The sequence below is a fragment of the Microbulbifer sp. A4B17 genome, from assembly GCF_003076275.1.
Classification (GTDB): domain Bacteria; phylum Pseudomonadota; class Gammaproteobacteria; order Pseudomonadales; family Cellvibrionaceae; genus Microbulbifer.
In genome coordinates, this window is sequence record NZ_CP029064.1 from 3958332 (window position 1) to 3981073 (window position 22742).

The window sequence follows — 22742 nt, forward strand, 5'->3', positions numbered from 1 at the left end:
GTTGCCGGGAGAACACCTCATTGTCGAGTTTCTCCCCTTCCATAGAGCTGAATGTTAGTGATCCACCAATGTCGGAACCTCCTCCCCACCGAGGTGGTAGAGGCTTCAGGCGCCGGAATTGAGCAATTAACCCAATTTGTAGCCACTCAATCTTATTGATGTACATTATGTAGTAAAACTACAAAAACTTTCAAGAGCTACCATTGAGATACAGGAAATGACCATTAGGGCAAGATGGTTTTCAATGGCTATTAAGCATAAAAATCAATTATTTTACTGAAAACGAAGACCAAAGGCTTACTTGTGGTCATATAGCGAGCCTGTAAGCCTGAATTCAATGTAGAATTTTTACAGGTATATGAAGAACTTCAGAATACAAAAAAAACGGGATAAAAAACTACAAGCTAACCCCAGTGTAGAAAGAGAACACTAGCCAAAACACTTACTGAAGACCCGTAACTGTTAAAATCTTATCACCCAGCAATACTTACTTATCGATAATCACTGCCCGAGGCCACGGCTTCAAAAAGAAATGAATGATGTATGAAAGTCACAATTAGCGATGTTGCAGAGCGCGCAGGCGTTTCTATCAAAACAGTGTCCAGGGTTATCAATAATGAGCCCTCTGTGCGCGCTGCCACTCGGCAAAAAGTGCTCGATGCCGTCAAAAGCCTGAACTACACGCCAAACCTCGCTGCGCGAAACCTGGCGGGAACACACTCCTACTCCATCGCATTTATTTATGACAACCCTAATGCCTACTACGTGATCGATATGCAAAACGGCATATTGGAAGCCTGCAGAGCCAAAGGGTATGAGCTGCTTATCCACCCGTGCAAATCAAAATCCCCAGTTATCCACAGCGACCTGAAAAAATTGATCGAACATGGCAAAGTAGCAGGACTGATTCTGACCCCACCTTTTTCGGAGTCATCTTCTTTTATCGAAACACTCCAATCCATGGATGTTGAATTTGTGCGGATTATTTCCTCAACCAATAAGGAACAGATAAAGGGAAAATCAGTACAGATTGACGACCGCCAGGCTGCCTACAATATTACCCAGCACCTGCTCTCACTGGGGCATAAGCGTATCGCTTATTTAAGTGGGGGCGAGGAGCACCTTTCCACCCTGGGGCGCCAACAAGGCTACAGCCAGGCACTCGAAGATGCAGGAATATCGGTAGACAAACAACTGATTATTGAAGGTAAATATTCATTTGAATCGGGTGAGATCAACGCAAGAAAGATCCTCGATAATGACAGACCACCCACAGCAATATTTGCTGCAAATGATGAAATTGCAGCGGGTGCTTTATTTACTGCACGTATGTTAAAGATTGACGTTCCCGGACAACTCTCTATTGCAGGATTTGAAGACAGCCCTTTTTCCCGGCAGACCTGGCCCAAACTTACCACTGCTCACCAGTCCAATCAGGAAATCGCACGCTCTGCGGCAAAGTTGGTACTTGAGCAAATTCAGAATAAAAGTGCGAAAGGATGCAACGGTTCTGACTCCGAGGATAAGACTCAGCGCAGCTTCATCCCCGAATTAATTATTCGGCAGTCCACCGGCCCCGCCCCTGAATAACAACCTTAATTTAAGTAGAACAGAGGATTAACCCCTTCGGTAAACCTCACAACCCCGGCTCCAGGTCCTGCTTACCTGTAATCCTTCATCCAGTAAAACCATATCTGCACGGGCGCCCTCTTTTATCACTCCCGCTCCCAGGCCGAGAAACTGTGCCGGATACAAACTTGCCATTCGCAGTGCCTCTGGTAGTTCAACTCCACACCATTCGTGGATATTTCTCACCGCGCCAATCATATCCAAGTGCGAACCCGCCAACTCTCCAGTACTGGAGGTCAGCTTATCCCCATCACGTGTCACCACACGATCGAATAGGGGGAAACTGGTAGCATCACTGCCCACTAATGACATCGCATCGGTTACCAGCAACAACTTGCCGTGTGGCTTCGCCTTTAAAGCCAGAGTAATTGCACCGGGGCTAACATGGTGCCCGTCGACGATTAATCCGCACCAGGCGTCATCTCGAATCAGTGCCGTTCCCACCATGCCTGGCTCACGAGAATGTAGCGGGGACATTGCATTATATAAGTGGGTAAACCCTGTTGCGCCGGCATCCAATGCAACCTCAACAGTGTCAGCACTCGCATTTGAGTGACCGAGGCAAACATGAACCCCCAGGGACACTAACTTTCGGATATCGGAAACCGCCACACACTCTGGTGCCAAGGTTACCAAACGGATACCCAGGTCTTCCCTGGCATAAAGGGATAGCTCCTCATCACTCAAGGAACGGATAAACCCCTGCTCATGAGTCCCCTTTTTTGCCTCGCTTAAGTGAGGGCCCTCGAAATGCACACCGATCACTCCTGGAACATCACTGGATAAGGCCTCGCTCACTGCATCAGCAGCTCGCTGCATCACGGGAAAACGATCTGTGATTAAAGTTGGCAGAAATGCACTGGTACCATACTGGCTATGGGCCTCGCTTATTTTCTGAAGTGCGGCCACGGTGGGGTCCTGATTAAAAAGTACTCCACCACCACCATTAACCTGAATATCAATAAGACCCGGTACTAATAAACCCGATAAACGCTCTGCACTGGAAATCACTCCACCCCCCACTGCAGAAATTATTCCATTGTCCCCAATAGTGACGGCAACATCCGTAAGAATGTGTTCGCCATCAAAAAGCCTCTCGGCGATCAGGGTAACCCCCACTCTCCCCTCCAAAAGTTTTTCTAATTAATTCAGACCGTCTGGGTAACCTTCTTTAAACCCGCCGGCTCATCGGGGTTAATCCCCCGACTTACCGCCACGTGGGCCACATCGATATAAAAACGCTGCAAAAGCGCCAACGGTGCCACCCTGGGATGAACTCCCTTACTGGGCACATGCAAATTAATCAGCGTCGCCCCACGCTGCCGAATTTCATCAATTTGCTGGCTGTGAGTGGGGAATGACTCGTCCTCGATCGGAACATTCACCACTGTCAACTTTCCCTCCACCAGGGTGACAGGGCCGTGTAAAAACTCCGCGCTGGAATAGGACTCCGCATGGATATTGCACACTTCCTTTAATTTGAGTGCCAGTTCCCTAGTAATTCCATAGCCCGGGCCCCGCCCCAAAACCACCAGATTTTGCACCGAGGCCAGATCCTCCGGACGCAATTGAATCTCTGCCCGCACCGCAGATCTGAGGGTTTCCGGCAGTTTCCTCAGTGCATTACAAAGGGCGGTATCCTGATTCCAATTGGCCACCATCTGCAATATGGCGGACAGGGTTGCCAAATAGCTCTTCGTTGCCGCAACCGCTTTTTCCGGGCCCGCTTTTAATGGGATCACCAGGTCGACCACATCTTTGATCGGCGCATCCTCATCATTGAGCAAGGCAACCGTGTAAGCGCCTTCCTCCCTCGCCATACGGGCCTGCGCCAGAATATCCGGACTTCTTCCAGACTGAGATATGACGATGACCAAAGCGCCATCAAGCTTTAGCTTGCGTCCATATACACTGGAAACCGATGGTGCGGCAGCGAAGGTTGGAGTACCGGTTTCGATCTCTATTAGATACTTGGCAAATACCCCCGCATGATCAGAAGACCCCCTCCCCACAATCATCACAAAACGAGGGGGCTTCTGGCGTAAGCGCTCCCCCAGGCGAGACATTATTTTGGCATTAGAATGCAACTGCTCAGCAATTCTGTCGGGTGCTTCGCGAGCTTCCGCCTCCATAACCGTGCTGATCATAATACAACCCGCCTGAATCACTCAAAATAAGGGCCCAGATCCCACACTAATACCGGGCTCCATCAATCAGTCTATGCCCTAGCACCGCGTTATCACGGTTAATTGGCGCCAATAATCTTTCCAGCTTCACTTGCGCATCTCCATGAGTTCACTTAAGCATCCCTCTAACTGTCACGAAGGAGGAAGCATTCCTATTCCTTTTTAATCTATGCTTAGGGCATACCTATCAGTCGCTACCGATCAAAGCTACAGGAAGGATCAATGCCCCAAAACCAGGGCAGTTACAACCTACAGAAGTGGCGCTTAATTGTTCTTTTTCTGGTAGCCAGCTTACTCAGCAGCTGCTCCAGTATCCAATTTGCCTATAACAATATCGACTATTGGATACGCTGGAAGCTGCGCGACTATGTCGACCTGAATTCTCAGCAGGAAATGGAATTCCAAGGGGCCCTCAATAGCTTTTTTCATTGGCATCGACAAACGCAACTCCCAAAATATGCCGATTTTCTCAATCAGTTGGCAGATAAGGTGGATAAGGGACAGTTGGAAAACCCTCAGCTGGCCCCGGTCGAGCAAGAAGTACGCCATTTTATCAGCAACGCCAGCAACAACGCTTTTAACCTGATACTTCCTATAGTCGCGCAGCTGACACCGCAACAGATCGATCGACTGCAACACAACCTGACAAAAAAGCAGCAGAAAACATTAGAAAAATGGCAGCGCTCGCCATGGAAAATCCAACGCCGCCGCGATCGGCAAATTCGCAGGGAAAGTAGACGCTGGCTGGGCACCTTGACCGAACAGCAGAAGCAGCTCATCGCAGCCTGGGTAAAGCAAGTGGAGTACAACCCTGTTTTACGTAATGAACAGCAACTGATCTGGCAAAACCATGCCATCAAGCTGCTCCGACAGAAACCGGATGGATATTTACAACAGTTGCGCGACCTGCTGGAGAACCCAGAACAACTTTGGTCCGATGAATATCGCAAGACCCAAGAGCAACGTAAGAATCAGGCTCGCGAACTGGGAGAGCAGATTTTATCCAGTACCAGTCCCACACAACGTCGTCATTTAAGCAGAACTCTGCGCGAGTACGCCCAGGACTTTCGCACATTAGCCAACCAATAATCAGATGATTAGGTAGAAACAATATCTCTGATCAAGCTACCTCAATGCAGGTCAAATCATTCAAGGGGCCGACATAATTTATGCCATATAGATTCAATAGAAACTAATTTTTATGTGTGATTTCCTGCTGACGAAACCAGCCCTGGACTGATAAGCTCGCCAACTCAAATTACCAGCCAGGGGAATTCAAGTGCATATCGAATCCGCCACACAGGAACAATTAACCGAGTGGGAAAAAGAATTAAGTGCCCACTACGACAAAATCTGTCAACACGAGTTAAGCCTGGATATTACACGTGGCAAGCCCTCGGCGGAGCAATTAAAACTTTCCGATAAACTGGATGGTATTCTCTCCGGTGACTATCGAGCAGCAGATGGCACCGACACCCGCAACTACGGCGGCTTAATCGGCCTGACCTGTGCAAGAAAACTAGGAGCCGAAATGCTCCAGATGCCGGTCAGTGAAATAATTGCCGGTGGCAACAGCTCTCTTACATTAATGTACCACGCCGTTGTCACTGGTTACCTGTTCGGCTTTGCCGGCAACACTCCCTGGCGCGAACTAAAGGCGCCCAAGTTTCTCTGCCCTGTTCCCGGTTATGACCGCCACTTTACTATCTGTGAGCAACTGGGTATCGAAATGATTAACGTGCCCATGGGAGATCAGGGACCAGATATGGAGCTTGTGGAAAAGCTCGTGCGTGAGGATGCAGAAATTATCGGCATCTGGTGTGTCCCCAAGTATTCAAACCCTACAGGGGTAACTTACAGCAAGGAAACTATCGAAAGATTGGCGCAGCTTGGGCAAATTGCCGCCCCCGGCTTTCGAATATTCTGGGACAACGCCTATTCGGTGCATGATTTGGGCAACTATGCAAACCTGCCGAATATCCGTACTGCAACTCTGGAAAACGATACAGCAGACTCCGTATTGCAGTTTGCCTCGACTTCAAAAGTAACCCACGCAGGTGCAGGTGTTGCATTCGTCGGGGCCAGCCAGGCAAACCTGGATTCGCTTAAGTCCCAAATGCAGGCAATGACCATTGGACCCGACAAAGTCAACCAATTGCGGCACTCACGCTTTTTTACCGAATACACCAGCCTAACAGAACATATGCATAAGCACGCAGATATTCTGCGCCCTAAGTTCGAGTGTGTTCTGGAGCATTTGCACAATGCCCTGACGGATGCAGCTATGGGCGCCTGGGAAAAGCCCGAAGGTGGATATTTCGTTTCCTTTAATACACTTCCAGGTTGTGCAAAAGCAGTCGTAAAAATGGCTGCGGATGCTGGGGTAAAATTAACACCCGCCGGTGCGACATTCCCTTATGGGCGGGACCCTGATGACAGCAATATTCGAATTGCACCGAGTTTTCCACCGCTGGAAGAATTGGATACCGCAATGTCTATTTTCGTCCTCTGCGTCAAACTGGTGAGCTTACGTAAAAAACTCGGAAAGATTTAGTAATCAGCAATATTCAACAAGAACTTCTAAATGATAAAAAGGCGGCTTTAAGCTGCCTTTTTATCAAATAAATATCTTCAATATCAGGCGCCCAAATAGCGTTTGGCAAACTTCTCATCCACTTTGGATAAATCAACAACTACCAGGCCATCCACTGCATCGCAAAAATCCGGGTCAATATTAAAGGCGTGAAAGCTGGTTCCTCCCGGCTTGGTAAGAGAGGCGTACTTCTTAAAAAGCGGAGGTAACATGACGCCTTCCTCGCGCAGAACCTGCTTCAATTGGCGCATATCTGACACCGAATCCCCAAGCAGTTCGGGCAATTCAGATTGCGCTTCTGGAAATGGCAACCGCGCATCTCCCAGTGAATTTTCAGGGGCGAAATAGTGAGAAAAATAGCGCACAATAACGGACTTTGCTCTTACTGAAAATGTACCGGGCATTGATACGGGACCAAACAGAAAGCGCACTTTATTGCGTAAAACCCACTGACCAATAGCACACCAAAGCAAGTCCAACCCGCGTCCTCTCCAATAATCCGGCAATAGGAAACTACGTCCCAGCTCAGCGGAATCCGGCAGGCACTGCCGAGGCGGCCGCGGGTAATTAAAGAGGGTGCTGCTGTATATCTCATCATCCGAGAGTGCCTCGGTTGCCGCTATACGGTAGGCCCCTGCAATCTGTCGATTTTCTCCATCCCATAAAAGAAGATGATCATAATGCGCATCAAACGCATCCCAGTCCCGGCTCTGCCCGGTCCCCTCTCCCACTGCACGAAATGCAATTTCCCTCACCCTTGCCAGTTCCCGCATAACGGGGCAATCCGCTCTCTGCCGATACAGGCGAACGGAAAAAGTACCCGACTCTGAAAGCGGTATGCAGGACTCAACTACTCTCGCAACCTCAACTTCTGGCTCCGCCTCAACAATTAATTCGGGCCCCAAGGGGGACGGTGAGCGATGTAACTGGTAGACATGTTTGCGCCATAGGGCGGCCTTGGCACGGGGTGTCAGAGGCCAGCTGCGAAAATGTTCCGCTTCCAGTGGGCGCCCGATACGAATATCGATACTGCGGCTGGCTTGTTTAAACATCTCCCTGATAAGCCATAAAGTCGAGAGCGGCTTATTCAGCATGGAAAGACCATAAAACCACCAGGAGTTCCGCCCCAGTACCTGTACTGGCAATATTGGCGCATTGGTTTTTTCCGCAAAACGGGCAAATCCCGGGTTCCAGCGTCCATCGCGTACACCCTGGGGAGTGAGCCTGGATACCTCACCCGCCGGGAAAATAATAATGGCTCCCCCTTCGCCTAAATGACTGTAGATACCCTCAATATCCGATCGACGAGTACGGCCATTAAAATTATCTACGGGCAACAAACAGGGGCGCAGGGATTTTATATTCCACAATAGTTGACTCGCCACTGCGCGCACATCTTTGCGTACTCTAGCAATCATATCGATAAGTGCGAGGCCATCCAGGCTCCCCAGGGGGTGATTGGAAACAATCACCAGCGGACCGCTAGTTGGGACCCGAGCCAGTTCCGATGGATTTAATTCGTAGCGAAAATTCAGGTCATCAAATACCTGGCGAATAAAATCCAGGCCACCAAGATGGGGGTAACTGCTGGTAAATTCCTGTAACTGCTCTTCACAACATATTTTCTTTAATGTCGCTGAGACCAGTTTGCGCGTGGTTTTCTGCGGGGCCGCGCTGTACCAGGCATTTTTCTGTAAAAGGCTTTCAAGTTGAATCATGCCGCAACCACCTCTGTCATTATGCTGGCAATTTTGGGGGTCCGGTACCAATGCAAAAGATCCAGATTGCCATCTTGTTGTTCTACAACTGCACTCATAGAGTCAACCCAATCACCACAGTTGGCATAGGTCACACCACTCCCTGATACAGTTTTATGTCTCAGGGCTGGTCTATGGATATGGCCACAGATAACACCGTCAAGTCCTCGCGATATAGCCTCGCGGGTCGCAACATCCTCAAAGTCACTCATCATCTGCCGGGCGGCACCCACACGATTTTTTATTTGGCTGGCCAGCGACCACCATGGCTTATTAAAGCGATTACGCCAGTAATTAATCCAGCGGTTAAAACGCAGCATCAGGTAATAACTGCGGTCGCCAATGTGATAACTGATTGGGTTAATTTTGATTCGATGTTCAAACTGATCGCCGTGGGTGACCCAAAAGCGGCGCCCATTGGAAGCGGTGTGGATATAGTCTTTTTCAATTCGGATATTGCCGAGCTGCTTTCCGGCCCAGCTGCGCATTGGGGCATCGTGATTTCCGGGAATATAAATAACCTCAGGCGTCAAGCTGCTTAACTCGGAAAGCATCCCCAGTAGCAGCGAAGAGGCCTGGCACCATGTACCTCGTCCTTGAGCGAGTGCCTGCATATCAAAAATATCCCCAACCAGATAGACCGTATCGGCGCGATTCTGAGCCAGAAAATCTGCAAGTCGATGGGGCTCACTGTCCTTGCTGCCCAAATGGACATCGGAAATCCACAGTGCGCGGTAGCGATTGCTCATAGCAAAGTTCCAATCTGTACCAGTTATCGACCCACAATTACCTGGGGCGGATATGCGGCAAAATGTAGGTCGTCGCCTGAGCTAACTTGAGAAAAATCGATAAATCCGTATTTGCTCTCTTGCTAGCAAATTGAGACCAACTGAATACAGTGCACAGTCGATCGTCAGCGCAACCACTTTGCAGCGATTTGATGACAGACAGGAGGATTTTTATTGAAGCTTATATTGCAGAGGAAAAAAAGGTGCAGCAGTTGAATTTGGCGCTAAAAACCGGGCGCAAAGCCCGGTCTAGCTCGGAGTAAGAAATGAAACTTACTCAGTATCCTGAGGATGTCGAATCGGTGGGGCAAAGGGGAACTGGGCGATTTTGTCACCCTTTACTTCAACAATCTTACCAGTTCCTTCTTTCTCCACTTCATCGATACGCACAATACTGTGCATCGGAATATAGGAGCGGGCTACCGAAGCAAATTCGGTTTTCAGCTTTTCCTCACTGGGATCTACCACGAGCTGAGCCTTTTCCCCAAATACAAACTCTTCCACCTCGATAAAGCCGTACATATCACTTTGATAGATAGCCCGAGCGTAGAGTTCGTACACCTGGTTTTGATTGTGGAAAATAACTTTATAAATCGGGTTGGCCATAAGTCTCTCAGGATGGGGATGACCCCGAAGCTCAAATTGATCAAAGAACGGGCAAAGCCCGAAAAAGCGCGCAAGAATAGCACAGGTTCGCAACAGCTAATATAGCCATCTATGCAGTGCCGGGCCGGATCGCTATAATGCCCCCCCTAATTGTTGACCAGTTTTTAACCAGGCACGATATGTCCGAAACATCGGTGAAAAAGCTATATATTAAGACCCACGGCTGCCAAATGAATGAGTACGATTCCGCGAGGATGCGCGATCTGCTCGGCGAGTCCCACGACATGGTACCTACCGACGACCCCGATGAGGCGGATGTACTACTGGTCAACACCTGTTCTATCCGCGAGAAAGCACAGGAAAAACTGTTCCACCAGCTGGGCCGCTGGAGACACCTCAAAGAAAAAAATCCCGAACTGGTGATTGGTGTTGGCGGCTGTGTAGCCAGTCAGGAAGGCGAGGCAATTGCCAAGCGCGCCCCCTATGTAGACCTGATCTTTGGTCCGCAGACCCTGCATCGACTGCCGGAGATGATGGAGACCAAAGAGCAAAAAAGCGGCGCCGTTATCGTCGACGTGAGCTTCCCGGAAATCGAAAAGTTCGATCGCCTGCCCCAACCAGAGGCCGACGGCGCTACTGCGTTTGTCTCCATTATGGAGGGGTGTTCCAAGTACTGTACTTTCTGCGTGGTTCCCTACACCCGCGGTGAAGAAGTCAGCCGCCCCGTAGCCGACGTACTCGAAGAAGTTGCCCACCTGGCAGATCAGGGTGTTCGCGAGGTAAACCTGCTCGGACAAAATGTAAACGCCTACAGAGCGGCTGGAGAAGACGGCCACGATGTCGATTTTGCCGAACTGATCACCTATGTAGCGGCTATCGATGGCATCGACCGCATTCGCTATACCACCTCACACCCAGTTGAATTTTCCGATGCGCTGATAGATGTCTATGCACAAGTACCAGAACTGGTTAGTCACCTCCACCTACCGGTACAAAGCGGCTCTGATCGCATATTGATGGCGATGAAACGCGGACACACCGCCCTGGAGTACAAATCCAAGATTCGTCGCCTGAAGAAGATTCGCCCTGATATCTGCCTGTCTTCGGACTTTATTATCGGGTTCCCCGGCGAGACCGACAGGGACTTTGAGGCCACCATGAACCTGATCCAGGATGTTGGCTTCGATATCTCCTTCAGCTTTATATATTCTCCACGCCCGGGCACCCCTGCTGCCGACTTGGCCGATGACACTCCGGAAGAGGTGAAAAAGCAGCGCCTACAACTGCTGCAAGCACGGATTAACCAGCAGGCGGCAGCTATCGCCCGCCGTATGGTTGGCAACACCGAGCGAGTGCTGGTAACTGGCGTTTCCAAAAAGGACCCCGGACAATTGCAAGGCCGCACCGAGAACAACCGGGTGGTCAACTTCCGTGCGGACGACCTCGCCCTGATCGGCAAATTTGCCGATGTTGTGATTGAAGAGGCCCTGCCAAACTCCTTGCGCGGCACTTTAATTACATCCGAGCTGGAAGAAGACCTGTTCTAAGGCTCCGAGATCACGCCAAATAGCGGCAGTATGTACCCCAAAAGCACATACTGCCGCCAAATTAGGCTCAACTTCCCCCGCAAATTACCCCCTGTAATTAAAATTAGGTACAGTTAGAACCTATTTGTAGGAATCACCTCTTTCCCCTTTAGGGAAAATGGGTATACCCTAGCAATATAACCCCTGGATTAAAGGTGCCGGAAACCAATTTGGAAACACAAACCCTCGCTCACAGCATCACTCTCGAGCCCAACGACGCACGCCGTCTCGCCAATCTCTGCGGTCAGTTCGACCAACATCTCCGCCAAATAGAACAGCGCCTGGATATCGAAATTCGAAATCGCGGCAATCAGTTTTCATTTTTCGGTGATGCAAAGTCCGCCCGTGCTGCTGGCGAGCTGCTCAGTAGGCTTTACAAGGAAACCGGTACCAAGGACTACCTCACACCAGATGAGATTCACCTGGCTCTGCAACAAGCGGGGATTGAAGAACTCACCAGCAACGATGATGGCGGTGATTCCGGTGAAGCTGACCAGGTAGTACTGATCCGTACCAAGAAATGTTCGGTACGCCCCAGGGGGCTCAACCAGCGCAAGTATGTTCGCGCTGTACAGACCAACGATATCAATTTCGGTATCGGGCCTGCAGGTACCGGCAAAACCTATCTGGCGGTAGCCTGTGCGGTAGAGGCACTGCTAAAGGATGAAGTTGAACGAATTCTTCTGGTCCGCCCCGCCGTCGAGGCCGGCGAGAAACTGGGCTTCCTGCCCGGTGACCTGAGCCAGAAAGTAGACCCCTATCTTCGCCCTCTCTACGACGCTCTCTACGAAATGCTCGGTTTTGAGACTGTCGGCAAGTTGATTGAACGCAACGTTATCGAGGTGGCTCCCCTAGCCTATATGCGCGGACGCACCTTGAACAATGCCTTTGTTATCCTGGATGAAAGCCAAAACACCACCCGTGAGCAGATGAAAATGTTTCTGACGCGGATTGGCTTTGGCTCCACTGCCGTTATTACCGGAGACCCCAGCCAGGTGGACCTGCCACGCGGCCAAGCCTCCGGCCTGCGACACGCCGTTGGAGTACTGGGACGGGTCAATGGAATCAGCTTCACCCACTTTGGAGCCAAGGATGTGGTTCGCCACCCCCTCGTCCAGCGTATCGTGGAAGCCTACGATATTCATGAAGCCGAGCTGGAAATGGCCTCAGCAGATCGAATCTCCAGCAAAGCCGATGAGAACGCTGCTTAGAGCCCGCACCTGAGTTATGACTGATTTAACACTCGATGTGCAGCGGGCCAGCCGCTGCCAGGACCTCCCTTCCGATGAGGCTATCAGTAGCTGGGTATCCAATGCTTTGCACGGTCATCGCAACGAAGCGGAACTGTCAGTGCGAATAGTGGACGAAAGTGAAAGCCAGGAACTTAATCACCAATACCGTGACAAGGACAAACCTACCAATGTTTTGTCCTTCCCTACCGATTTTCCTGCGGAGCTGGATCTCCCCATGCTCGGCGATCTTGTGATCTGTGCCCCAGTAGTTCAACTGGAAGCGGAGCAACAGAGCAAATCACTATCGGCACACTGGGCACATATGGTAGTCCATGGCACACTGCACCTTCTAGGTTATGACCATATCGAGGATGCAGACGCTCAGGTTATGGAAAGTCTGGAAACGAGACTGCTCGCCAATCTCGGTATTGCAGACCCCTACGCCCCACTGGATGAAGTGGGATGACAACCGCTGTACCACCGAATTAATGGCAAACTGCTACTGAATTTACCTACAAACGAGAGAACCCCGGAGCATGGCCACTTCCATGACCACAGACGAGCCCCCAAGTAGTCACTCAGCGAGCAAATCCCGCGCGAGTGAAAAAAGTTGGCTGGAAAAACTGTTCAGCGCTTTTTCAGCTGAACCCAAGTCTCGCGACGAATTATTGGACATCATAAAGGACGCCGCTGAAAACCAGCTGGTAGATGCTGAAGCACTCTCTATTATCGAGGGAGCCCTGGACGTTTCCAGCCAGCAAGTCCGCGAGATTATGATTCCACGCTCGCAAATGGTTGTGGTGGGCCTGCACGATAAACCGGAAGAGTTCCTGCCCAAAATTATTGACTCGGGGCACTCCCGATTCCCTGTCGTCGGCGAAAGTGTCGATGATATTCGCGGTATACTGCTCGCCAAAGACCTGCTCCCTCTCCTGTTGAAAGGTTTCGATGGATTTCAGCTCGAAGACCTGATCCGCCCCGCCAATATTATTCCCGAGAGCAAGCGCCTGAATATCCTGCTGCGCGAGTTCCGTGAAAACCGCTACCATATGGCCGTCGTGATAGACGAGTACGGCGGTGTATCCGGCGTTGTGACTATCGAAGATATCCTCGAGGAAATTGTCGGCGAAATTGAAGACGAAACCGATGAGGAAGAAGCGGATAGCTATATCCGCAAAGTTGGGGAAAACGATTTTATCGTCAAGGCCCTGACTCCCATTGAGGAATTCAATGAATTTTTCGAGAGCGCCTTTAGTGACGAAGAATTCGACACTGTCGGCGGTCTTATTATGCAATCATTTGGCCATCTGCCGGGCCGCGACGAAGTCACCCGACTCGGTGACTTTATGTTCCGGGTACTCTATGCAGACAGCCGCCAGATACACCTTTTGCGGGTTGCCCATATGCGCAAACCGCCGGAAGAAGACATCTGAGTGCAGCTTCGACACAGCAAGCTTTAACACACTGATACCCCGCGCGAACGGGGTATCCTGACAACAAACCTATGCGCAGATTATTTTCTCCTCTCGCCAGCGCTGTAGCTGGCGGGTTGATGACACTTTCGCTTGCCCCATTCAACTATTGGGTCTGCGGCCTGCTGTCTCTGGCACTATTCGCCTGGATTCTGCTCTCCGCAGCCAAAGGGCGCTTACTGCCGGGCCGCAAAACCTTCTGGCTCGCTCTTTGTTACGGGTTGGGCCTTTTTGCCAGCGGTGCCTCCTGGGTTTATGTATCAATTACAAATTTTGGCAATTCATCAGTCCCATTAGGCCTGGCCCTGACCGGGGGCTTTGTAGCGATTATGGCGTTGCTGTTAGCCGCGCCTTTCTACTTTCTCGGCCGTTTCACGGATAACAAATTCAGCTTCGCTCTGGCTTTTGCCGCTCTATGGTTTATCAGTGAATGGCTGCGCAGCTGGGCCTTCACCGGTTTCCCCTGGCTCTTCGCCGGTTATGGCCACACAGAGACCTGGCTATCGGGCTGGGCACCGGTGCTGAGTGTCTATGGCATAGGCCTGCTATTAGCTTTTACCGGTGCAGTGCTGGCCCTGGTTGTCAGCGGCCGCCTGTCACCAATCAAGCGCCGAAGCCATATCGCTCTGCTCTCTGCGGCACTGGTGCCCTGGCCAATTGGAGCTGTGCTCTCCCAGGTGGAGTGGACCTCTCCTATGGGCCGCCTTATCAGTGTTGGACTGGTACAAGCCAATATTCCCCAGGAAAAGAAATGGCTGCCGGAGTTTCGCGGGGAGACTATCAGCCGCTACCAGGAGGGCACTCGCGTCCTCAGCGATCAGGACGTAGACGTTATTATCTGGCCCGAAGCCGCCCTGCCCATGCTCTATGGGCAGGCCCCCAACCTGATGCAGGCCCTGCAACGCAATGCTGAGAGCACCGATATCGATTTGATCACCGGTATTCTTTATGACACACGGGACCCGGCACAGGGGGGGAGAAGTATTCACAACTCCGCAGCAGTATTTGGGCGGAGCCCCAGCGTGTACCACAAGCGCCACCTGGTCCCCTTCGGTGAGTATGTACCGCTGGAGGATTTTATTCGGGGCACTATCGAGTTTTTTAACCTGCCCACCTCTTTTATCCGTTCAGGACCCGATGAGCAGTCTCCGCTCAATGCTGCGGGCGCAAGCTGGGCGCCGCTTATCTGTTATGAAATCGTCTACCCCAGACTGGTTGCCGACTCAGCACTGGCATCCCAGATCCTCCTGACCATTAGCAACGATGCCTGGTTCGGAACCTCCATTGGCCCTCTGCAGCATATGCAAATGGCACAGATGCGCGCACTGGAAACTGGTCGCTACCTGGTGAGAGGTACAAATACCGGGGTCACGGCGATTGTGGACCCCAAGGGGAAAATTGTTAAAGAGCTACCCCAATTTGAGCGCGCCAATATGACCGGGGACATCAGAGCTATGAGCGGCACTACCCCCTTTATGCTCGCCGGCATCTCACTGGTCTTTGCCCTGGCAGTTCCCATGCTGGCGCTGGCCCTGTTTTTACGCCGCAGGGTGGAGCCTCAATCCAGCTCTCCCCTTAGCGGCGAACTTCCCGATTAAGACCCGCCTCCCGGCCACCCCCAATAAAACCCGGGGTGGCCTATTTACAATCCCCCGCCATTGAATATCACTGCTATGCTGCATTCAGTTTTCTAGCGAAGATAAGGCAAGGTGATTCCCCAATGCATTGCTTGATTAGCGGTGGCACCGGACTTATAGGCAGGCTCTTTTGTCAGCGCTGGTTGGAGCGAGGCAATACCGTTACGGTATTAAGCCGAACCCCCGACAAGGTTCGAGATTTGTGCGGCGAATCAGCCAGTGCCTGCCGTGACCCCTCTGAGGTTAACCAGCCAGTAAACATCGTCGTAAACCTTGCCGGAGCCCCCATTTCCCGTCGCTGGACAGAGCGCTATCGCACTGAAATCCGCAGTTCACGCCTGGAGACAACAGAGAAACTGGTTCGCTGGACCCTGAGCCAGAGAGACAAGCCGACTTACTTCCTGTCCGGTTCCGCAATCGGTTATTACGGCAATCGTGGAGGGGAACTGTTAAAAGAGAACAGTGCTCCAGGAGGTGGTTTTGCGGCACAGCTATGTCGGGATTGGGAGGCAGCCACTACCCCCCTGCACCACTCCGGGGTTAAAGTGGGCATTATTCGCACTGCCATCGTTCTCTCAATGCGCGGCGGTGCCCTGCCCCAGATGCTGCCTCCATTTCGCCTGGGGCTCGGTGGCCCAATGGGCTCAGGCGAGCACTGGATGAGCTGGATACACGAAGAAGACGAAGTCGGGCTGATGTTACACGCCATAGACAATCAACTCAGCGGTCCATTCAACGGAAGCGCACCGGAACCTGTGACCAATAACAGCTTTGCCCGGATTCTGGCCAAAGAATTGCACCGGCCAGCGGTTTTTCGTTCACCCGCCTGGGCATTAAAGATGGCTTTTGGGGAGATGGCTGATGAATTGTTGTTAGCCAGTGATCGGGTCGAACCCTGTATGGCCCTGGAAACTGGCTATACCTTCCAGTTTCCAACCCTTGAGCAGGCCCTCTCAGATCTGCTCAAGGGTGACGGCGCTGCCACTAAAGCCAGCGCCTGACCTGAATAGTGTATTTAAGCGGCAACCATATCGCCCTCAAGCGCCTGAGCCAGGTAGCGGCGGCTGGATTCGCTGGTAACCAAGTCACTGTGGCACTCCATCGGTGCAGACCCAACCCACTGGGCGTGCCAGCGATACCATTGGGACTCCTCAGCTTTTGCACGAAGCTCTATAAACTCCACCTCAGCGGGTGCAAAGCCGAACTCCCGGACTATCTGCCCGGCAAAGGTTTCAAAGTTCTTACTGAGTTGGGCGCCGCTTTCACCACCGGCACACAGAAAAACCAGTGTGCGGCCATCTTGCTCAACCCGCTTGAAGCCGATCCAAACAGCCCGGTTCAACCGGTTATGTAACTGTATCGGAGAGAAAAAAAGTGGGATGCCCTTCATCATAAGGTTATCTCGATTATTGTTATGTTTCTTATCCACAGCCGCTACTCCATACAAAAAGGTAATCAATGGGTAAGTCCTGTGGCGCCAGTCATCCTAAGCCCGGTACAACTAGCAATCAAGAGCTCTCAATTATTTGGGCTCGACGCCTGATCCCTCAAATCCTGTAGGCCTCTGAGATTACATTTACCAAAAAGTTCCTTGAAGAGCCTTAACAATCTCTGATTGGCGGCAGCGGATTCCATCGGTACCACACCCGCGCCAGTACTTCCCGCCAATAGACCTGAGTCCTCAGCTGGGAGACAGCATTGGGCAGCCAGCGTCCAAGTCCACTCTGGGCCCGGGCCATCAACTCACCGGCACTTCCTATCGGCAGAGGCTGAACCTGTAAGCCAGCGCGGGAAAATATTTCCGCTGCGCGAGGCATATGCCACCAGTGAGTGGCCAGCAATACTGATTTCACGTCAGCGCTGCGCAAAATATCAGCACTATTCACTGCATTCTCTGCAGTAGTACGACTGCAATCATCACGCCAAGTAACAGGAGTGGAAAACTTCCCCTCCAACAAAGCAGCCATCAACTCGGACTCTGCCAGTTGCTCCCCGGGGTGGACCCGGCCGCCAGATACTAATATCGGCAATTCCTCTGGCGCTTGCTTGACAGCGCCCACGACTCTTTCGAGGCTCGCCGCAGAAAGCCTTTCCTTGCTCGAATACCTATCGCGGTAACGCCCCGCACCGAGAATCACAACGGCTTCGGGCCTTAAATAGGGCTGGTCGGGGGCCTTGCCTAAGCGGTTGCCAAGCCAGGATGAAAATGCCGGGGTTGCACCTAGCCAGAGCACGCAAAAGGAAATTACAGCCAGCGGCAGGGAACATTTCTCCAGCAGTGACCCTGTTGTAGAAAATCGCAACAGGAATGCAACCAACAACCCCAACAGCGGAGCAGCCGGAGGCATCAGAAGGGTAGCTGCCGCTGTATAGAGCCCATTCAATACTCGAGACCACCCTCAATCTGACGGAAGCATCCGTAGCCACACCGATGACAGGGGGTGATCTGGGTATTTGCCGGTGGCATAGCCCGGTATCCGCAGCCCAGACATTGCAACTCCTCATCCGGCCCTACGAATTCCCCCGCCAGGGCCCAGGGCTTGCCCTCTTTGATACAGCGCATTAAATTTGGCCATGCAGTTTCCGTCGGGTCTGCCGCGTCCAGTAACCAATCACCACTGCGCTCTTCCAGGGTCTTCAACTCACCACCGAGCCCTCGTATGTAATCGGCAGCCCGATGCAGGTCATCTTTTAACCAGGCGCGCAAAAAGGCCATTTTATTGGCGGTGAGATTCTCAACAGCCAGCTCACCTTCGACCAAATCCTCAAAGTCTTCACGAAACTCATTAATGAGATCGTCCTTCGGCGGCAACTTTGGTTCCTTCGTCACGGTATCCCTCCTATAATCCCGCGTTTACGCATCGTAAAAGATGCACCGGGAGCGGAACTTGATCGCGATCAATCTTTACCTATTGTGATGCGCTCACCGCCCCCAATTCACACTGAACAGTTTCCCGCTAATTTTGATCACAGAGTATAGGTCCCGAATCGATGGAAGAGCAGTACAACCCCTCCGCAGTCGAAGCTTCCGCCCAGGAATTCTGGGAGGCCGAGAAGAGCTTTGAAGTAAAGGAAGACGCCGGCAGGGAAAAGTTCTACTGCCTATCCATGTTCCCCTACCCCAGCGGCAAACTGCATATGGGACATGTGCGCAATTACACCATTACCGATGTAATTACCCGCTACCAGCGCATGCAGGGCAAAAACGTATTACACCCCATGGGCTGGGACGCTTTTGGCCTGCCCGCAGAAAACGCAGCGATCCAAAATAAGACCGCGCCAGCCAAGTGGACCTATGCCAATATCGAATACATGAAGGGCCAGTTGAAAGCCCTGGGTTTTGGTTTCGACTGGTCCCGCGAGCTGGCCACCTGCCAACCCTCTTACTACCGCTGGGAACAGTGGTTCTTCACTCGCCTCTACGAAAAAGGGCTGGTCTACAAGAAAAACTCGGCAGTGAACTGGTGCCCTCACGACCAAACCGTACTGGCTAATGAACAGGTCGAAGATGGCGCCTGCTGGCGCTGTGGCACCACCGTTGAGCGTCGCGAACTGGCCCAGTGGTTTATCAAGATCACCGATTACGCGGAAGAGCTGCTCGAAGACCTGGACAAGCTGCCCGAGTGGCCGGAGCAGGTGCGCACCATGCAGCGCAACTGGATCGGCAAGAGCCGGGGTGTAGAGCTGAGCTTCGCCCTGCCAAGGCCCGTTGCGGGTATGAACCACTTCGATGTGTACACCACCCGCCCGGATACACTGATGGGGGTTACCTATGTTTCCCTCGCTGCCGAGCACCCCATCGCCCTGGAACTTGCCGAGTCCAACCCTGAGCTCAAAGGCTTTATCGCCGAGTGCAAAAAGCAGTCCCTGTCCGAAGCCGATATGGCAACGATGGACAAGAAAGGTATGGATACCGGGCTAAAGGCGATTCACCCCATCAGCGGTGAAGAAGTCTCCATATGGGTGGCCAACTACGTACTGATGGATTACGGCTCCGGTGCAGTGATGGCGGTACCGGCGCACGACCAGCGCGACTGGGAGTTTGCGCAAAAATACCAGCTGCCCGTCACACAAGTTATCGGGGCTGCCGATGGCGAGCCTGTCGACCTGGAAAAAGAAGCTTACACAGACAAAGGCAAGCTGGTGAATTCCGGCAGTTTTGACGGCCTGGATTTTGATGGTGCCTTTACGGCTATTTCTGAAGCATTGATAGCCGCAGGCAAAGGCCGGGTAAAAACCAACTACCGCTTGCGGGACTGGGGTGTCTCACGCCAGCGCTATTGGGGCGCGCCCATTCCCATGTTCAACCTGGCAGATGGAGGGGAGATCCCGGTACCGGCCGACAAGCTGCCGATCCTGTTACCGGAAGATGTCGAACTCGACGGCGTTCAGTCACCCATCAAAGCCGACCCGGAGTGGCGCAAGGATGTGCTTAACGGTACTCCTGTAGAGCGGGAAACAGACACCTTCGATACCTTTATGGAGTCCAGCTGGTACTATGCCCGCTATACCTGCCCAGATTTTGAGGAGGGTATGCTGGATCCGGACCGCGCAAACTACTGGCTCCCCGTCGACCAGTATGTAGGTGGTATCGAACACGCTATTCTGCACCTTCTCTACGCGCGCTTCTTCCATAAGCTGATGCGGGATGAGGGGCTGGTTAATAGCGATGAGCCCTTCAAGCAGCTGCTGTGTCAGGGCATGGTGTTGGCCGAATCCTTCTATAAGGAAGAGCACGGCCACAAGACCTGGATCAACCCCGCAGATGTGGACGTCGAGCGCGATGACAAGGGCAAGCCGACCAAAGCGATTGAGCGAGCCACCGGCGAAGAGATTATTGCCGGCGGCGTGGTAAAGATGTCCAAATCCAAGAACAACGGCATAGACCCTCATGCTGCGGTTGAGGAGTACGGTGCCGATACCGTGCGCCTGTTCACCATGTTTGCCGCCCCTCCGGAGCAGACCCTTGAGTGGCACGATGCCGGTGTGGAAGGTGCGAGTCGCTTCCTGCGCAAACTCTGGAAGACCGTTCACGCCCATATTGCCGCAGGCTCCAGTGAAGCACAGATCGACCAGCAGTCCCTCAATGACAAGCAACAGCAGCTGCGCCGCAAAACCCACGAAACGATCCAGAAAGTGGGCGATGACTATGGCCGCCGCCAAACCTTTAATACCGCTATCGCTGCGGTAATGGAACTGCTGAATGAGATCGGTAAGCTGGCGGATCGCAACAGTGGTCAAGGACTGGCAGTAGAGAGAGAGGCACTGCAGGCAGCAGTTTTACTCCTGGCTCCGGTAACCCCTCATATCTGCCATCAGTTGTGGCAGGTTCTGGGTAATATCAGCGCCCTGATTGATGCACCCTGGCCGGCAGTAGATGAAAAAGCACTGGTGCGCACCTCGATTACCTTGGTAGTCCAGGTCAATGGGAAGGTGCGCGCAAAGCTGGATGCGCCCGCCGACGCAGACAAAGAGAGCCTGGAAAAGCTCGCCCTTGCCGATGAAAACGTCCAGAAATTTATCGGTGAAGCTACTGTGCGTAAAGTTATCGTAGTGCCTGGCAAATTAGTAAATATTGTCGCCAAGTAAAGACCCACAATAAGATCGCCGGGAGCTGTACTCCCGGCCCGCTTAAGTCAGCTTCCTGTAGCCGACAAGACCAAGGCAAGTAGTTTATGAAAACAATCGCAAGTCGAGTCTTTATTTTCCTTCTCGCTATCACCATTGCCGGTTGTGGCTGGCATCTAAGAGGCGCACCTAAAAACTTTCCTCCTGGAAGCACACTATATATATCTACAGAAAATCCCCGCAGTGACATTGCAGATCAATTAACTCGACTGCTAAACAATGCTGGTATACCTATGGCGGAGTCTCCTGCAGAATCAGACTATGTTTTGATTATTCACCAGGAAACTGAGCGGAAACTGACGGTAGCTGTGGACTCTGAAGGCCGGGCCTCAGAGTACGAGCTGATTACCAGTGCAATATACAGTGTACGAACTGCTAGTGGAGAAGTACTCCTTAATAAAGCGCAGGCCGATGTTTACCGAACCTTGGAATGGGATACCGATGAAATTGTCAGTAAGAGTGAAGAGGAAAATACGTTGCGTGCTGAAATGCAACGGGAGCTTATCGGCCGCATTATCGACCGCTTACGACGCATAGACGTGAATGCCTCATTAGAAGACAAGAGCTACTAGGTTAGTTTTATTAATGCGCGTTAACCCCCATCAATTATCACAAAATCTAAAAAAGGGCCTATCACCAATCTTTATTATCACTGGTGATGAGCCCTTAATAGTACAAGAGTGCTGCGATTTAGTTCGCTCAACAGCAAAAAAGCACGGTTTCACCGAGCGAGAACTTATTCACGCAGAACATAATTTTGACTGGAGCACGCTGGTTGCTTCAGCCGGAAATATGTCTCTTTTTGCAGAAAAAAAACTCGTCGAGCTGCGTTTGCCCGGAGGTAAACCGGGGGATAAGGGCAGTAAAGCCCTGCAAGAGTTTGCTTCACTAGCAAGTGAGGATCTTTTGCTTTTACTGGTATTACCGAAACTTGATAAATCACAGCTCAACAGCAAATGGGTCAAGGTCTTAGAACAATCGGGAGTACTGGTTCAGGTATGGCCTGTGACTATTCAGGAAATGCCCCGTTGGATCAACCAGCGCCTTACATCAGCAGGCCTCTCAGCCGAACCCGAAGCAGTACAAATCCTGGCAGAAAGAGTAGAAGGCAACCTGCTTGCCGCAAGCCAGGAGATAGAAAAGCTTAAGCTTTCCAGCCCCGGGCAAGAGATCACCCGGGAAATGATGGAGCATAGTGTTACCAGCTCCGCACGCTACAGTGTCTTTAACCTAATCGATACCGTTTTATCTGGTGACTCAGTTAAGGCTGTCAAAACACTCGACGGATTACGGATTGAAGGTATTGAGCCGCCCATTGTACTTTGGGCCATAGCAAGAGAAATTCGCACCCTTCTCGATATCATGGAAAAACTGGATCAAGGCCAACCTCTTGCAAGGTTAGTCAGGCTACAAAAGCGACAACCACTGATCCAGGGAGCCCTCCACAGACTTAACAAAAGGCAGCTGGAGAGTCTGTTAATTCGTGCACGAGCGATAGATGTTTCTATCAAAGGGGGAAGTGGGCAGCAATCTCCATGGACAGGGCTATTAGAGTTGACTCTCAATTTTTGCGGACAGAGAACCATTTAATCGATCTTACTCTGGATAAAACTCAGTTTCTCTTTTTA

20 protein-coding genes are annotated in these 22742 nt (G+C 51.7%); 12 read left to right on the forward strand and 8 right to left on the reverse strand.

What is annotated here, in order from left to right; translation table 11 throughout:
- The first annotated feature begins 543 nt into the window (after positions 1-543).
- Entirely contained in the window at positions 544-1590 is a 1047-nt protein-coding gene (locus BTJ40_RS17415) for a LacI family DNA-binding transcriptional regulator (RefSeq protein WP_108734273.1), read from the forward strand.
- A 27-nt stretch (positions 1591-1617) separates the two neighbouring features.
- Here the strand turns inward: BTJ40_RS17415 and nagA are convergent, their stop codons facing one another.
- A complete protein-coding gene (gene nagA, locus BTJ40_RS17420) occupies positions 1618-2748 on the reverse strand; it encodes an N-acetylglucosamine-6-phosphate deacetylase (protein WP_108734274.1) in 1131 nt (376 codons plus the stop codon).
- Between the two features lie 29 nt (positions 2749-2777).
- The gene (nagB-II, locus tag BTJ40_RS17425) at positions 2778-3776 is read right to left on the reverse strand and encodes a glucosamine-6-phosphate deaminase NagB-II (RefSeq protein WP_108734275.1); all 999 of its coding nucleotides are present in this window, start codon (positions 3774-3776) and stop codon (positions 2778-2780) included.
- A 261-nt stretch (positions 3777-4037) separates the two neighbouring features.
- Between nagB-II and BTJ40_RS17430 the strand changes: the two genes are divergently transcribed.
- Together BTJ40_RS17430 and BTJ40_RS17435 are read left to right on the forward strand one after the other, a co-directional pair.
- Positions 4038-4904 carry a DUF6279 family lipoprotein gene (locus tag BTJ40_RS17430; protein WP_108734276.1) on the forward strand — a complete coding sequence of 289 codons (867 nt, stop codon included), beginning with the start codon at positions 4038-4040 and terminating at the stop codon, positions 4902-4904.
- A 190-nt stretch (positions 4905-5094) separates the two neighbouring features.
- The gene (locus BTJ40_RS17435) at positions 5095-6369 is read left to right on the forward strand and encodes an aminotransferase class I/II-fold pyridoxal phosphate-dependent enzyme (RefSeq protein ID WP_108734277.1); all 1275 of its coding nucleotides are present in this window, start codon (positions 5095-5097) and stop codon (positions 6367-6369) included.
- A gap of 83 nt (positions 6370-6452) precedes the next feature.
- Here the strand turns inward: BTJ40_RS17435 and BTJ40_RS17440 are convergent, their stop codons facing one another.
- The 3 genes from BTJ40_RS17440 to BTJ40_RS17450 all read right to left on the reverse strand — a co-directional run bounded on the left by BTJ40_RS17440 (position 6453) and on the right by BTJ40_RS17450 (position 9559).
- Complete coding sequence (locus tag BTJ40_RS17440) at positions 6453-8126, reverse strand: lysophospholipid acyltransferase family protein (RefSeq protein ID WP_108734278.1); 1674 nt, start codon at positions 8124-8126, stop codon at positions 6453-6455.
- Positions 8123-8914, reverse strand: coding sequence for a UDP-2,3-diacylglucosamine diphosphatase (locus tag BTJ40_RS17445; protein ID WP_108734279.1), 792 nt, complete (start codon positions 8912-8914; stop codon positions 8123-8125). The genes BTJ40_RS17440 and BTJ40_RS17445 overlap by 4 nt, the downstream gene beginning before the upstream one ends.
- Before the next feature lie 312 nt (positions 8915-9226).
- Positions 9227-9559 (reverse strand): DUF1820 family protein, encoded by a 333-nt coding sequence (locus tag BTJ40_RS17450; RefSeq protein WP_192879348.1) that lies wholly within the window; start codon positions 9557-9559, stop codon positions 9227-9229.
- A gap of 179 nt (positions 9560-9738) precedes the next feature.
- Between BTJ40_RS17450 and miaB the strand changes: the two genes are divergently transcribed.
- The 6 genes from miaB (at position 9739) to BTJ40_RS17480 (ending at position 16487) form a co-directional block, all read left to right on the forward strand.
- Positions 9739-11106, forward strand: coding sequence for a tRNA (N6-isopentenyl adenosine(37)-C2)-methylthiotransferase MiaB (miaB, locus tag BTJ40_RS17455; RefSeq protein WP_108735325.1), 1368 nt, complete (start codon positions 9739-9741; stop codon positions 11104-11106).
- Between the two features lie 194 nt (positions 11107-11300).
- A complete protein-coding gene (locus BTJ40_RS17460) occupies positions 11301-12356 on the forward strand; it encodes a PhoH family protein (protein ID WP_369974258.1) in 1056 nt (351 codons plus the stop codon).
- Positions 12357-12372: 16 nt separating this feature from the next.
- Positions 12373-12843, forward strand: a complete 471-nt coding sequence (gene ybeY, locus BTJ40_RS17465; protein ID WP_108734280.1) for an rRNA maturation RNase YbeY — start codon at positions 12373-12375, stop codon at positions 12841-12843.
- Positions 12844-12913: 70 nt separating this feature from the next.
- Positions 12914-13810, forward strand: a complete 897-nt coding sequence (locus tag BTJ40_RS17470) for an HlyC/CorC family transporter (RefSeq protein ID WP_369974259.1) — start codon at positions 12914-12916, stop codon at positions 13808-13810.
- 71 nt (positions 13811-13881) lie between these two features.
- Positions 13882-15447 carry an apolipoprotein N-acyltransferase gene (gene lnt / locus BTJ40_RS17475; protein WP_108734281.1) on the forward strand — a complete coding sequence of 522 codons (1566 nt, stop codon included), beginning with the start codon at positions 13882-13884 and terminating at the stop codon, positions 15445-15447.
- A gap of 122 nt (positions 15448-15569) precedes the next feature.
- Positions 15570-16487: a TIGR01777 family oxidoreductase gene (locus BTJ40_RS17480; RefSeq protein WP_108734282.1), complete on the forward strand. Its 918-nt coding sequence runs from the start codon at positions 15570-15572 to the stop codon at positions 16485-16487.
- Positions 16488-16501: 14 nt separating this feature from the next.
- Here the strand turns inward: BTJ40_RS17480 and BTJ40_RS17485 are convergent, their stop codons facing one another.
- The 3 genes from BTJ40_RS17485 to BTJ40_RS17495 form a co-directional block, all read right to left on the reverse strand.
- Positions 16502-16915: a hypothetical protein gene (locus tag BTJ40_RS17485; protein ID WP_108734283.1), complete on the reverse strand. Its 414-nt coding sequence runs from the start codon at positions 16913-16915 to the stop codon at positions 16502-16504.
- A 172-nt stretch (positions 16916-17087) separates the two neighbouring features.
- Positions 17088-17870 (reverse strand): YdcF family protein, encoded by a 783-nt coding sequence (locus BTJ40_RS17490; RefSeq protein WP_238152047.1) that lies wholly within the window; start codon positions 17868-17870, stop codon positions 17088-17090.
- On the reverse strand, positions 17867-18316 hold the full coding sequence (locus tag BTJ40_RS17495; protein WP_108734284.1) for a hypothetical protein: 450 nt from the start codon (positions 18314-18316) through the stop codon (positions 17867-17869). The genes BTJ40_RS17490 and BTJ40_RS17495 overlap by 4 nt, the downstream gene beginning before the upstream one ends.
- A 161-nt stretch (positions 18317-18477) precedes the next feature.
- Here BTJ40_RS17495 and leuS point away from each other — a divergent pair, with 161 nt between their 5' ends.
- The 3 genes from leuS to holA all read left to right on the forward strand — a co-directional run bounded on the left by leuS (position 18478) and on the right by holA (position 22704).
- Positions 18478-21075 (forward strand): leucine--tRNA ligase, encoded by a 2598-nt coding sequence (gene leuS, locus BTJ40_RS17500; protein WP_108734285.1) that lies wholly within the window; start codon positions 18478-18480, stop codon positions 21073-21075.
- Positions 21076-21161: 86 nt separating this feature from the next.
- Complete coding sequence (gene lptE / locus BTJ40_RS17505) at positions 21162-21686, forward strand: LPS assembly lipoprotein LptE (RefSeq protein WP_108734286.1); 525 nt, start codon at positions 21162-21164, stop codon at positions 21684-21686.
- A gap of 13 nt (positions 21687-21699) precedes the next feature.
- A complete protein-coding gene (gene holA, locus BTJ40_RS17510; protein WP_108734287.1) occupies positions 21700-22704 on the forward strand; it encodes a DNA polymerase III subunit delta in 1005 nt (334 codons plus the stop codon).
- Positions 22705-22742 lie beyond the last annotated feature (38 nt).

What these genes read in the sequence shown, in the direction of transcription:
- BTJ40_RS17415 (WP_108734273.1), top strand. Translation starts at nt 544, where the DNA reads ATGAAAGTCACAATTAGCGATGTTGCAGAGCGCGCAGGCGTTTCTATC.
- nagB-II (WP_108734275.1), bottom strand. Translation starts at nt 3,776, where the DNA reads ATGATCAGCACGGTTATGGAGGCGGAAGCTCGCGAAGCACCCGACAGA.
- BTJ40_RS17430 (WP_108734276.1), top strand. Translation starts at nt 4,038, where the DNA reads ATGCCCCAAAACCAGGGCAGTTACAACCTACAGAAGTGGCGCTTAATT.
- BTJ40_RS17440 (WP_108734278.1), bottom strand. Translation starts at nt 8,126, where the DNA reads ATGATTCAACTTGAAAGCCTTTTACAGAAAAATGCCTGGTACAGCGCG.
- BTJ40_RS17445 (WP_108734279.1), bottom strand. Translation starts at nt 8,914, where the DNA reads ATGAGCAATCGCTACCGCGCACTGTGGATTTCCGATGTCCATTTGGGC.
- BTJ40_RS17450 (WP_192879348.1), bottom strand. Translation starts at nt 9,559, where the DNA reads ATGGCCAACCCGATTTATAAAGTTATTTTCCACAATCAAAACCAGGTG.
- miaB (WP_108735325.1), top strand. Translation starts at nt 9,739, where the DNA reads ATGTCCGAAACATCGGTGAAAAAGCTATATATTAAGACCCACGGCTGC.
- ybeY (WP_108734280.1), top strand. Translation starts at nt 12,373, where the DNA reads ATGACTGATTTAACACTCGATGTGCAGCGGGCCAGCCGCTGCCAGGAC.
- BTJ40_RS17470 (WP_369974259.1), top strand. Translation starts at nt 12,914, where the DNA reads ATGGCCACTTCCATGACCACAGACGAGCCCCCAAGTAGTCACTCAGCG.
- lnt (WP_108734281.1), top strand. Translation starts at nt 13,882, where the DNA reads ATGCGCAGATTATTTTCTCCTCTCGCCAGCGCTGTAGCTGGCGGGTTG.
- BTJ40_RS17480 (WP_108734282.1), top strand. Translation starts at nt 15,570, where the DNA reads ATGCATTGCTTGATTAGCGGTGGCACCGGACTTATAGGCAGGCTCTTT.
- leuS (WP_108734285.1), top strand. Translation starts at nt 18,478, where the DNA reads ATGGAAGAGCAGTACAACCCCTCCGCAGTCGAAGCTTCCGCCCAGGAA.
- lptE (WP_108734286.1), top strand. Translation starts at nt 21,162, where the DNA reads ATGAAAACAATCGCAAGTCGAGTCTTTATTTTCCTTCTCGCTATCACC.
- holA (WP_108734287.1), top strand. Translation starts at nt 21,700, where the DNA reads ATGCGCGTTAACCCCCATCAATTATCACAAAATCTAAAAAAGGGCCTA.